Annotated in this window: 7 protein-coding genes; 4 read left to right on the top strand and 3 right to left on the bottom strand. The window is 46.4% G+C overall.

All coding sequences use genetic code 11. The features are described 5' to 3' along the window. Window positions 1-199: 199 nt before the first annotated feature. On the top strand, window positions 200-7,387 hold the full coding sequence (locus ACFQ2O_RS13690) for a T9SS type A sorting domain-containing protein (protein ID WP_377528549.1): 7,188 nt from the start codon (window positions 200-202) through the stop codon (window positions 7,385-7,387). Window positions 7,388-7,472: 85 nt separating this feature from the next. Here the strand turns inward: ACFQ2O_RS13690 and ACFQ2O_RS13685 are convergent, their stop codons facing one another. The 3 genes from ACFQ2O_RS13685 to dusB all read right to left on the bottom strand — a co-directional run bounded on the left by ACFQ2O_RS13685 (window position 7,473) and on the right by dusB (window position 11,770). After that, window positions 7,473-9,446, bottom strand: a complete 1,974-nt coding sequence (locus tag ACFQ2O_RS13685; protein WP_377528547.1) for a Na+/H+ antiporter NhaC family protein — start codon at window positions 9,444-9,446, stop codon at window positions 7,473-7,475. A gap of 169 nt (window positions 9,447-9,615) precedes the next feature. Then, window positions 9,616-10,560 (bottom strand): DMT family transporter, encoded by a 945-nt coding sequence (locus ACFQ2O_RS13680; RefSeq protein ID WP_377528545.1) that lies wholly within the window; start codon window positions 10,558-10,560, stop codon window positions 9,616-9,618. 211 nt (window positions 10,561-10,771) lie between these two features. After that, the gene (gene dusB, locus ACFQ2O_RS13675) at window positions 10,772-11,770 is read right to left on the bottom strand and encodes a tRNA dihydrouridine synthase DusB (RefSeq protein WP_377528543.1); all 999 of its coding nucleotides are present in this window, start codon (window positions 11,768-11,770) and stop codon (window positions 10,772-10,774) included. A gap of 53 nt (window positions 11,771-11,823) precedes the next feature. Here dusB and ACFQ2O_RS13670 point away from each other — a divergent pair, with 53 nt between their 5' ends. From ACFQ2O_RS13670 to ACFQ2O_RS13660, 3 genes are all read left to right on the top strand, one after another. Beyond that, window positions 11,824-12,789, top strand: a complete 966-nt coding sequence (locus ACFQ2O_RS13670; protein ID WP_377528541.1) for a CPBP family intramembrane glutamic endopeptidase — start codon at window positions 11,824-11,826, stop codon at window positions 12,787-12,789. A gap of 61 nt (window positions 12,790-12,850) precedes the next feature. Beyond that, window positions 12,851-13,678, top strand: a complete 828-nt coding sequence (locus ACFQ2O_RS13665) for a phosphatidate cytidylyltransferase (RefSeq protein ID WP_377528539.1) — start codon at window positions 12,851-12,853, stop codon at window positions 13,676-13,678. 107 nt (window positions 13,679-13,785) lie between these two features. Next, window positions 13,786-15,060 (top strand): Glu/Leu/Phe/Val family dehydrogenase, encoded by a 1,275-nt coding sequence (locus tag ACFQ2O_RS13660; RefSeq protein ID WP_377528551.1) that lies wholly within the window; start codon window positions 13,786-13,788, stop codon window positions 15,058-15,060. The last annotated feature ends 3 nt before the right edge of the window (window positions 15,061-15,063 follow it).

The raw sequence follows: 15,063 nt of genomic DNA, 5'->3' as shown, positions 1-15,063 counted from the left end.
TTTAAATGGCGCTGTTGGGAAAAAACATACAAGAAGATAGGAATTTATAAAATCAGAACTGATAGTGACACGCCAAAATAGGGCAGGCTTTTGTGAAGGCTGAGTATGATTGCGTGACTGGAGTGTAATATATTGAATGTGAGTTGATTAATAGTTTACGCGTATGAGAGTACCTTTACCTTTTATAACTTCACGTACGGTGAAGTTATTTTTAATGCTTTTTGCATTAAGCCTACTGAGCAATGTAGTATTAGCTCAAACCAGAACTGCTTATTGGGACGGAAGATACAGTACAAACTGGACAGACTCCAGAAACTGGAGAGGCAACTTTGTGCCTGATGCAAACACAGCAGTCATAATTGGTGATGCCAGTATGTCTGGACCCTTTTCTCCTGCTATTTTAGAAACTTCTAACTATGTGGGTTGGTACTCTCTTGTGCTTGGGCAAAGCAGAACAGTTGAACTCTTCATAGATACTTACAGCTTTGAAGTTCTAAATGATGTTGTCATTTACGGTGGTGGGTCTATTAGGTCCAGAGGAGCTGATGTTCGCATCGGAGGGAGCTGGAGTAACAGCGGTGCTTATAGGGAGGAAACATATACTGTTAAGAACGGAAAAACAACATATTATCCGACCATTACATTCTTTGGGGCGGGTAAAACAGTAGGGGGGAACGCGGCTAACACCTTTAACAGCGTAACCATAAGTGGTAGCATCACACTTACTTCTGCTTTGACTATAAAGCCCCTAGGTACACAACTATCAAAATTTGAGGTGTCGGGTGTATTAGATCCGGGGTTAAACAAGGTGTCTTTTACTGCAACTCCAAGTGAAGGGTTTATACTAGGGCCTGGTGCTACTCTCAAAGTGAAAGCTCCAACTTATGCAGATAACTTCGGCCTTTGGCCAACCACATACTATGTGAACAGCGTGTTTGACTACACTGCAAATGGTAATCAAACAATAGCAAACACAGGAGACTATGGCATTCTACAGATAAGTGGAAGCGGCACAAAGACGCTTGCAGGCAATACACAGGTGTATGCGCCACATGCTGGTACTGAATTAAGGGTGCTTTCAGCTGTGCTCGACTTGGGGCCATACACGCTAAACAGAGCGGGCACCGGAGCTGTTGCTGGTGGTACACTTACCCTGTCTGGTGGTGCTATGATAAGAATTGGAGGCACAGGCACTTTTCCGGCAGGATATGCTACACGAAATATTGCCTCAACCAGTACTGTAGGTTACTATGGAGCGAATCAGCTAGTAGCTAATGAGTTATATGGAAATCTCACCCTAAGCGGCACAAACATTAAAACTATGCCTGCCTCCACCATGACAATAGCTGGCAAGCTACTGTCAGCTGGCTCTACATCTTTTGAGGCCAGAGGAGCCTTGAATGTGAACGGAGACGTAGAAATCAGCGAGTCAGCTGTATTCAACGGCGGTGCAACTGGTAATTTCACACATACCATTGGGGGCAATTGGGTAAACAATGCTTCTTTCTTAGGAGGTAATAGTACTGTGTTGATGAATGCTGCGGGCAAAACAATAAGCAGAACAGCCGCAGGTGCAGCAGCTTTTAACAACCTTAGCATCTCTGGGGCTGGTATAAGTATAACAGCGCCAAGTGTGCTGCTTGCCGGGAATTTAATTACGTCAGGTTCTGGTACACTCTCGCAGGTAAACGGAGGGACTTTAACTATGTCCGGAACCTCCAAAACAATTAGTGGCACAGGTATAACGCTGCAAAACATAACTATAGATGGTGTTATAGGTACCAGTGCAACCTTTGAGGTAAGGGAAAACCTGACAGTAAATACAGGAAAGTCATTTACTGCAACTGCTGGTACCTTAAACATGACAGGAGCAGGTAAAACTATATCTAGCCTTGGTTCTCTTGCATTTTTTGGCCTTAGGGTAAATGGAACAATAGGTACTGCAACATCCTTCAAAGTTAATTCTGACTTAAGTGGTGCGGGCAAATTGACTGCCACCGCTGGTGTCGCTAACTTCTCCGGTACATCTACTTTTAATGGTAGCCACGATTTATTTGATGTAGCTGTAACTGGCGTAAGCCTGAGAATGGCGGCAAATGCAAGAATGGGTGTTGCAGGAGCCTTAACTGTTGCTGGTGGTTCGGCTTTCGACGCAGGTACTAACGCTCCTAACACTGTTGCCTTCAATGGAACAGGAACACAGGCTGCTCCTGGCTTAACTTATCATAACATCTCCTTTATAAACAGCGGTGCAAAATCGGCAGGTGGAGCTATCGTGGTAAACGGTAACCTTCTGATCGATGCAGGATCTAATTTCAGCGCAGGCACACATGCACATATAATCAAAGGCGATTGGGTTAATAGAGGTGTGTTTACCCATAACAATGGCACCATTACACTTGCTGGAGGCGCAGATACTTTTGTCAAGGGAGTAACAACCTTTAATACCTTAACTATAAATAAAACTGCAGCCAGTAACACAGCTACGCAAGATGCTGATATAACCGCAAATTTGCTTAACCTGGTAAATGGGGTGCTGATAACAGGGCCTAATAAAGTAAATGTGCTTCATAATAGAACAGGTAGTGGATGGGTTAGAGGCACAATAAGAAGGGTACATCCTTTCAATGCTAACACAGCCTACGCGTTTAATGGGCCATACACACAGCTGCTCTTTGGAACAGCTTCAGGTATAACGGAGATATCAGTTACTGTAAATCCTACTGCTGTAGCGAATTTCCCTGCAGGCGCGGCTATCAACGGTACATATACTGTTGCCATTCCTGCTGGTTCTTACAGCGGTGCAATGCTGCAGCTGCAGTACACTGACGCAGAATTGAACGGTAACCCAGAAGATCAGTTAAAGCTTTATAGGCGCGTAAATAGCACTTGGGTTTCTGAGGGTAAAGATGATAACGATGTTACATTAAACTGGGTAAGCCAAGTTGCTTTAACTGATGTAACAGGAGTATGGACGCTTTCTGCTACCAGCAGTATCTATAGCTGGACAGGAGCGACAAGTACATCATGGGAGCTAGCCAGCAACTGGCAGGACATTACCAACGGCACACCTGTAAGTGCCGGTTCCGCACCAACAGCTACAGACATTGCAGAATTAGGAGACGCTGCAGTTGTTGATCAACCGCTTATAAACTCGGAAGTAGAGGTTAAAGGTCTGCGCTTTAAAGGAGCAACGGCTATAACATTAACGTTAGGTACTGGTAGCTCTCTGGCTGTTAGAGGTAACCTGACGGCTGCTGGGCCTGCTGCTGTAGCAGAGGCTCCGGTGCTGCATACAGTAAACGTTGCATCCGGAACATTGGGAGTAGGAGGTGACATGATTCTGAATGATGGTAGTGTTGGGAATAGCTTGAGCATAAATATAGATGCTGGAACAGTAACTGTAGCCGGAGATCTAGACCACTCAGGTAATAGTGTGATAAGACTCGGAAGCGGTAACTTTAAATTGAAAGGAAGCTTCCTGAATGCAGATTTGCTGGCTTTTGCCAAAGAGACAGGCACCTTTACTTACGAAGGAGGAGGCTCTCAAATAATTGGGATAGTATACTACAACAACCTGGTGATAAATAAATCTGCAGGTGTAGCGACACTCTTAACTGCCACTGAAGGCAGAGTTGGTGGAGTATTAACAGTAAACAGCGGTATACTATCAATTCCTGGTGGAGACTATATCCTTGAAAAAGACCTTGTGCAGAATGGTGGCTTAATAGAAGTGGGTAGTTCAACAATTGCGGTGCAAGGTAATTGGACGAAGAATGGAGGCGTTTTTGAACCAAGAAGTAGCACCATAACTCTGAAAGGAAGCATGCTAAATGCAAGTTCTGCACTAGCATTCAATAACCTTATAATTAGCCTGGGCGATATCGCTTCAACTTTGTCTGTTACAGGCAACATAATAGTAAATAGCGACCTGACGCTTCAGAGTGGTTTAGTGAACTTGGGTACAAGTACAATCAACAGAAGTGCTGCTGGAGGTAAACTAGTTGTGGGTAGCACTGCTGCACTTGCACTTAGTGGTTCAAACTTTCCGTCGAATTATAACAATGTGCTACTAGACCAAGCCAGTACAGTAAAATATGATGGTGCAATTGCTCAAAATATCGCTGCAGTAAAGTATGGTAACCTGCAAGTCGTGAACGGCGGTACAGTTGCCAAAAGATTAACAGGAGCTACTTCTGTAGCAGGTACGCTATCTATCGGAAGTGATGCTTCGTTAAATGCCAATGAACAAACGGTTACGCTTAGTGGAGACATGGTGAATAATGGCAGTTTCTCTCCGGGCGCATATACAGCGCCACTTACGCCAAAAGGAACCTTGGTGTTAGCTTCTACTGACGGTGCTGTCAAAACTATAGGAGGAGCTTCAGCAATAATCTTAAATAACCTTGTCGTGCAGCCAGGTGCTGTTTATAAAATTAACAATCACCTTACACTTAATGGTGATGCAGACATTGTAGGTAATGGCGATGTAGACGATACAAATTACCTGGACAACGGACACATGGATTTAGGGTTATATAACATATCTGTAGCAGGAGATCTTAAAAATCAAGGCATCCTGAAAGGAAGTGGTAACTGGACGCTAGTGGGTAACCGAGTGCAGAACGTGCAATTTTTAGCACCTATCCTTCCGTCTACACAGATGCCGCCAACCGTAATATTTGATGGTTCAGTATCACCAGTGCTTAACTCTACGGCTCCTCCAGCCTTTGGTAACCTGATCATAAACAATACAGCTGGTGTAACGGCTAGCGTTGATTGGGCAGTAGCAGGACTTTTTCATGTAAAACCAGGTGCAACATTCAATGGGGGAAGCTTAACGCATACTTTGTTGGGTCCATTTAAGAATGAGGGTATATTTACAAGCTCAGGTGTGATAGACTTCAAGCCGCCACACTCTCAGGCAGCGGCTCTGGAGAGTTATCCATTTGGTTTTGGTACTACGCCTACTGCATTTACCAGCACTGGGGAGGTGAGATTTGGCGGTAGCAAACCTATTAATTTCGAAGGTACAACGCCTGCCGCATTTAAAAACGTTACTGTTTCTAACTCTGATCCAAATGGTATTACAGGCACAGGCTGGAACATAACAGGTAATCTTAAAATAGAAGCAGACGCAATCTTTAAAGGAGGTGCAGATAAAGCTTATACAATAGGGGGCAACTTCACGAACAATGGTTACTTATCGGGAGACGGGGCAAGCTTTACGTTTACCTCTGAGAACGCAGGCACAGGTGGAACAGATGGCTCTACAGGTGCAAAAGTTGCAACTATAAGTGGTGCGGGTACAAGCAGGTTTAAGAACTTCATCATCAAACAAAATGCAAAAGTCATCCTGAGCAAAGGTATTGTGGTGCTGGGAGACTTTACACATAATGGTATAGCGTTACAGGCCGATGGGCAGGTAAGCTTTGAAGGAAGTCAACCATCGGTATTGCAAGCAGCAAGTGGAGCAGTGCGTATGGCGTCAGTAAGGATTGCTAAAACAGGTGCTACTGTAACACTAATAGCCAACATAGATAGTTTGAACAATCTGATTGTTGAAAATGGCATTCTTGATGTTGCAACTAAATCGATCACCTCGCTTTCTAGCTCTATAAGCTCAAGCCTAAGTGTGCGGGATGGTGCAGTACTTAGAGCAGGTGGTGTAAATAGTCTTCCTGAATTCGCGTCATATATGTTAGAGCCAGCTAGTACTGTTGTGTTTTACGGAGCAGACCAAGCAGTTAAAGATGTGCAGTATGGGCACCTGGAGCTAAAGAATTTGGGTACTAAAGTTTTTGAGCCTGGCGCTGTGAAAATAGCAGGTAATTTTGTTGTCGATGCCATCACAAGTGTAGTTACTCCGGATACAGTAGAGTTCAATGGAGGTGCTTCGCAGGCTGTGGCTGCTGTTAATTACCATAACCTGATACTTAGCAATAACGGAGTAAAAGTACTTTCACCAGGAACAGTAGGGGTATCTAAAGTGCTGCGCTTGGCTGGTAGTGCAGGTATAAGTGCTGCAGGCAGTGGTGTAACAGTTAACTACAATGGTGCAGATAGGCAGGATGTATTACCAGCCAACTACTATAACCTGAAACTAAGCAATGGAGGGAGCAAGCTTTTCGCTGGCACAACTGGGGTATCTGCTGAGTTTATAAAAGAGGGTGCTGCTGTGGCAGACCTTACTGCAAACGAAACAACAATAGATTTTAACGGGGCCAGAAACCAGAATATACCTGCACTAAATTATATAAACCTGAAGTCGTCTGCTGCTGGAATTAAAACAATGGCAGGCAATGCCACTGTAGCAAAACAACTCGCTTTAACAGCCGGTGAGATCCGTACAGGCAATCACAAAATTGTTTTGGGAGCTACTGAAGGGGCGATATCAGAAACAGAGACGGCTTTTGTGACAGGAAGTGTAGAGACAACCCGTGAGGTGGCTGCTGGTGTAGAGCAGAGCTTCGGTGGCCTTGGCCTTACTATAAAGCCTGCGGTGCCAGCAGGCCAGACAAAAGTAACACGCGTAACAGGAAAGCCTGTAGGTATCACGAATGAAAGTATTGCGCGTACATTTGCTGTAGAACCAGGCATGAACAACGGAACTCTTGATGCTGTTGTCACTATCAATTACTTTGAACATGAGCTGAATTCTCTTGCAGAGGCAGAGCTTGTCTTCTATAGATCCGATAATGGTGTGGATGAGTGGCAGTTGATGCCTGTGGAGAATACCATTAGAAATGCTTCTGGAAACACTGTGGCTGTAATGGCTTTTAATAAATTTAGTACTGTTACATTAGGCGGCCAATATGCTCCATTACCGGTAGAACTTACGTCTTTTACGGCAGTAAGACATGGTGCTAACGCAGTAATCAAATGGACAACTGCTTCAGAGCAGAGCAGCAGGGGCTTCCATGTCGAGGTGTCGCAGGATGGTTACGTTTATAGGGCACTAGGTTTTGTAGAAAGCAAGAATAGTAATTCTCAGGTAAAGCAGGAGTATAGTTTTACCGACCAAGAAGCGGGCAAGACTACTATCCGTTACTATAGGCTTGTGCAGGCTGACTATGATGGTCGTACTAAAATATATGGACCAAGAGTAGTTGAATTCACTGGAGCAGTGGCAGTTCCGATGGTTAAGGCCTATCCTAACCCTTTCAATGATAAGATAGACCTGGCGCTTTATGCTGAGAGAGCAGGTACAGTTAAAATCATGCTTTATGATGTGGTAGGTAAGGTAGTGTTAGCCAAAGAGGAAAGCATTGCAAATGGAACCAGCCATATCAGTTTAAATACAGAGGCGATCAATAGAAAAGGGGTTTATATCCTTACAGTTGAGGTGAATGGGCAGGTGCAGCGCGTGAAGCTGTTGCACGAATAGGGTCCATCAAGTATAAAAACAGCGGGGCTCCCTTAAAAGGGAGCCCCGCTGTTTTTATACTTGATGTGGTTAAAGCTAATCAGATTTAAGTTTGAGGTGCAACTTCGACCTTTTTACCGAGCAGCCTGATGCATCCCCACAGTATGGCGGCTCCGATCAGGTATACCAACAGCCAGTGTACGCCCCAGCTCGATAGGTTTGTGCAAACAAGGTTCGCCACTAACGCAACAGTAATGGCATAAGGCAGTTGCGTCTTCACATGGTCGATGTGGTTACAGCCAGAGGCAAGAGAGCTCAGAATAGTAGTGTCAGAGATCGGAGAGCAGTGGTCGCCGAATACAGAGCCAGCTAATACAACTGAAATCACATTATAAATAATAGGCATGGTTTCCTCCAGAGTAAAACCTTGCTGCTGACACACGTACCAGGCAGCTGGTAGCATCAGCGGGTAAAGTATAGCCATGGTGCCCCAGCTGGAGCCGGTAGAGAAGGCAATGATAGCTGCCAGGAAGAAGGTGATTTCTGGCAAAAACTGTGGTGATATGTTGCCAGAGAACAGCGAGGTCAGATATTCAGCAGTATAAAGCTCCTGCGTTACCGCCGCCAACGACCAGGCAAGCACTAGTATAAGTATGGCAGGCAGCATTGTCTTAAAACCAACAACTAATGATTCCATGGTTTCAGTCAGGCTCATGATGCGCTGGCTAACAGTTAGCGCCACAGCAATCAAAACTCCAGATAAAGAGGCCCAGATAAGCGCCACGTAAGAATTAGAATCACCTATGGTGATAGATAATTTGCGCAGGAAACCAAGCGAGGTATCAGCCCAAACATCTGGGTTATAGCCAGTATAAAGCAAACCTATTACAGTGCCCACAATTACAGCTACAACTGGCAGTAAGGCATTCACGGCACGCGTACGTGATGCATCCACAGGTTCAAACTCGGCCATCTCCTGCTGTTGTCTGGCTTCCCCTTTACGGTCCAGGCTGGCGGAGGTGACAGCGCCGGTGGTGCGAGCCCTCGTCTCGGCTTTGTGCATCAGGCCAAAATCCCTGTTCATCAGGATCAGCATCAGCATGAATACCAGAGTCAGTACAGGATAATAAGCGTATTCTAAGGAGTGGAAGAACAGCGAGTAGGCTCCCTCTTCGATTCCTAGTGTGGTGGCGGCATCTTTTATATATCCTAACTCAGCGCCTACCCATGTGGTTACAAACGCTATTGCAGCTACAGGGGCTGCAGTGCTGTCTACTATATAAGCTAGCTTTTCGCGGGACACGCGATGCCCGTCTGTTACAGGGCGCATTGTATTGCCTACAATCAGCGTGTTGGCATAATCATCAAAAAAGATAGCCACTCCTAACACCCATGTTACCACCTGCGAGCTCTTAGCTGACCTGGCGTAACGCGACAACAGGCTTACAACGCCGGCCATTCCTCCGTTTTTTGAGATAATCGCCACCATGCCACCAATCAACATGGAGAATATCACTACAGAAACATGGTCGCTGTCTGTAAGTGCCTCCATTAGGTAAGTGTCTCCTACAGCAAGCAATCCCGTAAAAACAGATTTAAAAGACAGCCCATAAATTACAAAGCCTCCTACCCAGATACCAGCAAACAGAGCCAGCAGCACCTCCCTGAAAATAAGCGCCAGCACAATGGCAATAAGTGGCGGAAGTATAGAAAGCCACATCGGGAATTCCCGTACGCCTGATTTTTCGTCAACATCAAGTTTAAAGAGGCGGGCAATAGTATGTGTACCCATGTTAGCACTTACCTGCACCAGATCGGCCGGTTTGGGCAAGGAAAAACCTGCTTCGCCCGCTGCAAAAGTAACTTGCTGTAGCTCTCCATTTATGCGAAGCGGCAACTGGCCGTCGTACTTTACCAGGTTTCCGGCTTCGTTGGTAGTGCGGAGGGTAAAGGCTGTATCGTTAACAGCTTGTAGTTGTAGTTCTTGTATAGCGTCTGTGGGAACTGCATTTTGGGCAATGGCCTGCACTGCCACAAATAGCAGTAGCAAAAGGCTTAGGAGGGGCTTATATCGCTTCATTTAGGGTGTCGACGGATTTGTAAACTCTCTAAGGTATGAAAGAAATGGGAAACATAGAAATGCTGCCTATCGTGGCACATGAAAAGAGATACGTCCAGTCCAGCCTTAAGATATAATCGCGCAGAGCCTCCTAAAAGGACTTTACCTAATCGTAAGCTGAAGAGTTGATTTATTTAGCTCTGTTGACGATAAAAACACCAGCAAGAATTACCAACATCCCAAGGTAGTGCCAAAGCTGTATTGTTTCTCCATCCAGCACGCCCCACATAAGGGCTACAATAGGAATAAGATAGGTGGTAGAGCTGGCAAAGAGTGTTGTGGAAATATGAATGAGCCTGTTGAAAAGGACAAGGGCGATGGCAGTGCCAACCACGGCAAGTATGGCAATGTATGAAAAAGCCTCCCAGGCACCGGGCACATGCTGTAGCTTGTAAATAAAGTCTGTTGAGAGGAGGTAGGCTAAAGCAAGAGGGCCTACGGTAAGCAGGGCCAGACTAGACAGCACAAGGGGTTTGATGCCCGTTAACTTATGCTTGATGATGTTCACGCTGCCGCCGTAGCAGATGGTAGCAACTATAATATAGAGGCCATAATATTTATTGTCCAGGTCAGCACTGCCGTTGCCGGAAAAGATAAGTATAGCCGTTCCAAGTATACCGATAAGTATACCCAACATGCGCATCCAAGTTATTTTCTGGCTGAAAAATGCAGCGCCTACTAAAAGGGTAAATAAGGCTGTGAGCGAATTTAATACGCCTGCCAGGCCGCTTGCCAAACGGGTTTCGGCATAAGCGAAAAGAAAGGCAGGTATAAAGTTGCCCAGCATGCCGGTTCCAGCCAAAAACTTCCAGCGTCGGGGCTCCACCGCACGCAGGTGCCTTAGCGCGAAAGGCAGCAGCGATACAGAGGCAATCACCATGCGCAAGGCACCCACCTCGCCCGATGAAAACACCACAAGTCCCTTTTTCATCAGAATAAAAGAAGTGCCCCAGATAAAGGTGAGCACGATGATCAGAACCCAGGCTAAAGTGCTTTGTGACGTTTGCTCTTGCGGCGGTGTGGTGGCAGTTTTAATAATGGTGAAGTTAGAGGGTTGTAGGAAGTGTTTATCCATGACTGGCGCTGGCACAAGCGAACAATTGTGCCAGCATTATCGGAGGTTTAATTTATGGCTGCTCCTCCTAAGCTGAAATCAGAAAGTATGGCTTAATTAAGTATGGAGATTGTTTTGCTGGCGCAAGGCACAAGCGGACGCCTGCACCAGTGTTAGGTTAAGTATAAACCACAGCAGCTTCTGCAAACATACTCTGTCTAATTCATACTTGTTAGCTTTCTAACTCTCCAGCATAGCTCATTGTCTGGGTAATCTCTTCCAGCGTGTCGTAAATTTCCTGAATATCTTCAGACTGTACCAGGCGCATGCGCAGTGGCTTAAAATGTGGCAACCCGCGGAAGTAGTTGGTGTAATGACGGCGCATCTCAAAAATACCCAGCTTATCACCCTTCCACTCTAAAGAGTGTGTAAAGTGCTGGCGGCATACTTCCACCCGTTCTTCCAAAGTTGGCCCTGGCAGCACTTCTCCTGTCTTCATGTAGTGCTTTATCTCGTTGAAAATCCATGGATAGCCAATGCTGGCACGCCCGATCATGATGCCGTCTACGCCATACCTGTTTCTGTACTCTAAAGCCTTTTGCGGAGAGTCAATATCGCCGTTTCCGAAGATCGGGATCTTCATACGCGGGTTATTTTTTACCTCAGCAATCAAACTCCAGTCGGCTTCGCCTTTGTACATCTGAACACGTGTGCGGCCATGTATACTCAGCGCCTGTATGCCAATATCCTGAAGCCGTTCCGCCGTCTCTACGATATACTTGGTGCTCTCGTCCCAGCCGAGGCGCGTTTTTACCGTTACGGGCAGGTGTGTGGCCTTCACGATTTCCTCTGTCATCTTCACCATCTTGGGGATGTCGCGCAGCAAGGCGGCACCAGCACCTTTGCAAGCCACATTCTTAACGGGGCAGCCATAGTTGATGTCGATCAGGTCTGGGCCAGCTTGTGATGAAACAATGGCTGCCTCGCGCATAGAATCTATGTCAGAGCCAAAAATCTGAATACCGATTGGGCGTTCGTAGTCAAAAATGTCGAGTTTCTGCACACTTTTAGCGGCATCACGTATCAAACCCTCAGAGGAGATAAACTCCGTGTACATGAGATCAGCACCGTTGGCCTTGCATACCTTGCGGAACGGAGGATCACTTACGTCCTCCATCGGGGCAAGCAGCAACGGAAACTCTCCCAACTCTATGTTAGCAATCTTTACCAAAGCAAAATCTATAATTTCCCGTAAATTTACGTCAATAAAACCTAATTATCTGTATGAAAGGTTTCATCTCCAAAGATCTGCATCCTACTATGGTGCTGTTGCTGCTGCTGGTATTCATGTCAGGCGGCTATTTTGTGGCCATGACAGTGATAAGCCTGCTGGCAACCCCGGTCTTCGGAATCAGCATATTTAAGTTAGCCAGTGTGGCTACCAACCCTGCCGCCCACCCACAAGGCCCGGCTTTAATGCTGATGTTGCAGGGCGTGCTGCAGTTCTTTGCGTTTATCTTAGCTCCTTTGCTGTTGCTGCGATCCCTGAACTTTAAGATAGAGGATTATCTGAACTGGAAAGTTTTTCCTTCGTGGCTTTTGATTTTGCTAAGTGGTCTGCTGATAATTTTCATTATGCCGGCCAACTCGGTTATCATCAATTGGAACGCCAGCCTCGACTTCCCAGACTTTATGAGCGGCTTTGAAGAATGGGCCCGGGCACAGGAAGATCAACTGGCGGAGCTCACGAAGCTAATTACCCGCTTTGAAACGGTGCCACAGCTGCTGGTGGGGCTGCTTGTATTTGCAGCCATTCCTGCGGTAGGAGAAGAGCTGGTCTTTCGGGGCATCACACAACGGCAGCTTTTCCGCTGGTTCGGGAACATGCATGTAGCCATCTGGGTAACAGGAATCATCTTCGCTGCCATACATGTGCAGTTCTTTGGCTTTTTACCACGGGCTATACTTGGTGCCTTGTTCGGTTATTTATACTTTTGGTCAGGCCGCATGATTGTTCCGATTGTGGCGCACTTTGTAAATAATGGCTTTACAGTTTTTATGCTATACTTGCAGCAGACGCGTACCATTGAGGCCGATATTGAAAGTACGGAGGCGATGCCCTGGTATACTGTCGCCTTATCGGTAGTGGTGAGTGTCGCCATCATCTACTTTTTGTACCAACGCTTTAGCAAGCTTCCGCTGCGCCAGCAAACTGTAGGTGACGGAGTAAAAGCAGAGCACTTGCAATAAGTAACATATATTAACTCCACACTTTACACCCATTGCCGCGCTGCCGGCACAACACCTGTACATGAGCAAGAAACTGTCCTCACTCAGCAATTTAAGTCAACGCATTATAGTAGGGGTGCTGGGCGCCGTGGTTTTCGTCGGTGGCATCTACTATGGCGAGTGGACATACTTTCTGCTGTTTCTGGGGCTTACGCTGCTGGGTATACATGAATTTTATACCTTGGTAGGGGTGCAGGGTATGCGACCGAATAAACCCCTGGGCTTGCTTGTGGGCGGGGTGCTTTTTGCTTCTGTGTTTCTGGTGCAGAAGCAAATAATGCCGTATGAGTTGCTCTATCTGTCGCTTCCGCTGCTGTTCCTGGTCTTTATTGTGGAGATGTACCGCAAAAAACCACAACCTTTTACCAACGTCGCCTTCACTATTATGGGTGTTGTGTATGTGGCCGGGCCTTTTGCGCTGCTGCACCTGCTGGGTTACCTGCATGGCGAGTACAGTTGGCAACCTATACTTGGCCTGATGCTGCTGATCTGGGCAGCGGACACGGGAGCTTATATCGCAGGAAAAAACTTTGGGAAACATAAACTGTTTGAGCGTATCTCACCGGGCAAAACCTGGGAGGGCTGGATTGGCGGTACCGTGCTTGCCATACTTGTAGGTTATGTCATGTCACAATTTTTTATTGACCTGGAAGTATACCAATGGGTGGGTATGGCCGTATTGGTAGCTGTGTTTGGTGTGCTCGGAGATCTTGCCGAGTCCATGTTGAAACGCAGCCTTGGGGTAAAGGACTCAGGTACACTGCTGCCTGGCCACGGAGGTATTCTGGATCGCTTCGATAGTTTGTTAATGGCCATTCCTTTTATAGTAGCTTTTCTGGAGATCTTCTAGAAAAATTTTGTAGCCTGCGCGTAGGAGGTTGCAAGTATAATTCTCAACTTTGCCCCACTGATTGATTACTCACTAATTAAATACTCACTTAAATTAAGAGTAGAATGATGTTATACAAAGAGCCTGCACCGATCAAGGACAAAGAGAATCCTTTCGAGTCGATGATGTCGCGCTTCAATATTGCTGCTGAGGTGCTGGGACTTGATGAAGAAACGTACAACGTGCTGAAGTCTCCAACCCGTCAGGTAATTGTGAACGTGCCTGTAACCATGGATGATGGCAAGGTGCGTGTATTCGAAGGCTTCCGCGTGATGCACTCCAACATTCTGGGCCCATCTAAAGGCGGTATCCGCTATGCTCCGGATGTGTTTCTGGATGAGGTGAAGGCACTCGCTGCCTGGATGACCTGGAAATGCGCCGTGGTTGATATTCCATATGGCGGTGCCAAAGGGGGTATTATCTGCGATCCGTATTCTATGTCTGCCGGTGAGATAGAGCGTTTAACGAGAGCTTACACAAACTCATTAATCGATATTTTTGGCCCTGACCGTGATATACCTGCCCCGGATATGGGTACAGGCCCACGTGAAATGGCCTGGTTGATGGACGAATACTCTAAAACCAGAGGTTCTACTGAACATGCCGTAGTTACAGGTAAACCCCTTGTGCTGGGTGGCTCACTAGGCCGTGTAGAGGCTACTGGCCGTGGCGTAATGGTATCTGCCATGGCAGCTATGGAGAAACTAGGCATGGACCCGAGCAAATCTACTGCTGTTATACAAGGTTTTGGTAACGTAGGTGCCTGGGCTGCTAAACTTATGGCAGAGCGTGGCGTTAAGATATTAGGTATCAGTGATGTGAGCGGTGCTTACTGGAACGATAACGGTATCGATATAGAAGAAGCCATTGAGTATAAAAACGCGCACAATGGCCGCTTAGAAGGCTATAAAGGCGCTGAAGGAATGGATCCGGACGAGCTGCTTACTTCTAAAGTAGATGTGTTGGTGCCTGCTGCTGTAGAGGATGTTATCACTATCCACAACGTAGACAAAATCCAGGCGCGCCTGATTGTAGAAGGTGCTAACGGCCCAACGTCATATAAGGCAGATAATATCATCAACGAAAAAGGTATCATGGTAGTGCCAGATATCTTAGCTAACTCTGGTGGTGTTACCGTATCATACTTTGAGTGGGTGCAGAACCGTATGGGCTTCAAGTGGACGCTGGACCGTGTAAACACACGTGCTGAGCGCATTATGACAGAGGCTTTTGAGCGTGTTTATGCAGCTTCACAAAAATATAACGTACCGATGCGTATTGCCGCTTACATCGTGGCAATCGATAAAGTAGCCATGACTTATAAGTACCGCGGAGGCTTCTAAAAT

Origin of the sequence: Pontibacter rugosus, from assembly GCF_042678745.1 — a bacterium.
Lineage (GTDB): Bacteria > Bacteroidota > Bacteroidia > Cytophagales > Hymenobacteraceae > Pontibacter > Pontibacter rugosus.
This window is presented reverse-complemented; position numbering and strand designations above follow the sequence as displayed.

Excerpts from the sequence above, each read along its gene's own strand:
- ACFQ2O_RS13685 (WP_377528547.1), bottom strand. The coding sequence starts at position 9,446 with ATGAAGCGATATAAGCCCCTCCTAAGCCTTTTGCTACTGCTATTTGTG.
- ACFQ2O_RS13680 (WP_377528545.1), bottom strand. The coding sequence starts at position 10,560 with ATGGATAAACACTTCCTACAACCCTCTAACTTCACCATTATTAAAACT.
- ACFQ2O_RS13670 (WP_377528541.1), top strand. The coding sequence starts at position 11,824 with ATGAAAGGTTTCATCTCCAAAGATCTGCATCCTACTATGGTGCTGTTG.
- ACFQ2O_RS13665 (WP_377528539.1), top strand. The coding sequence starts at position 12,851 with ATGAGCAAGAAACTGTCCTCACTCAGCAATTTAAGTCAACGCATTATA.
- ACFQ2O_RS13660 (WP_377528551.1), top strand. The coding sequence starts at position 13,786 with ATGTTATACAAAGAGCCTGCACCGATCAAGGACAAAGAGAATCCTTTC.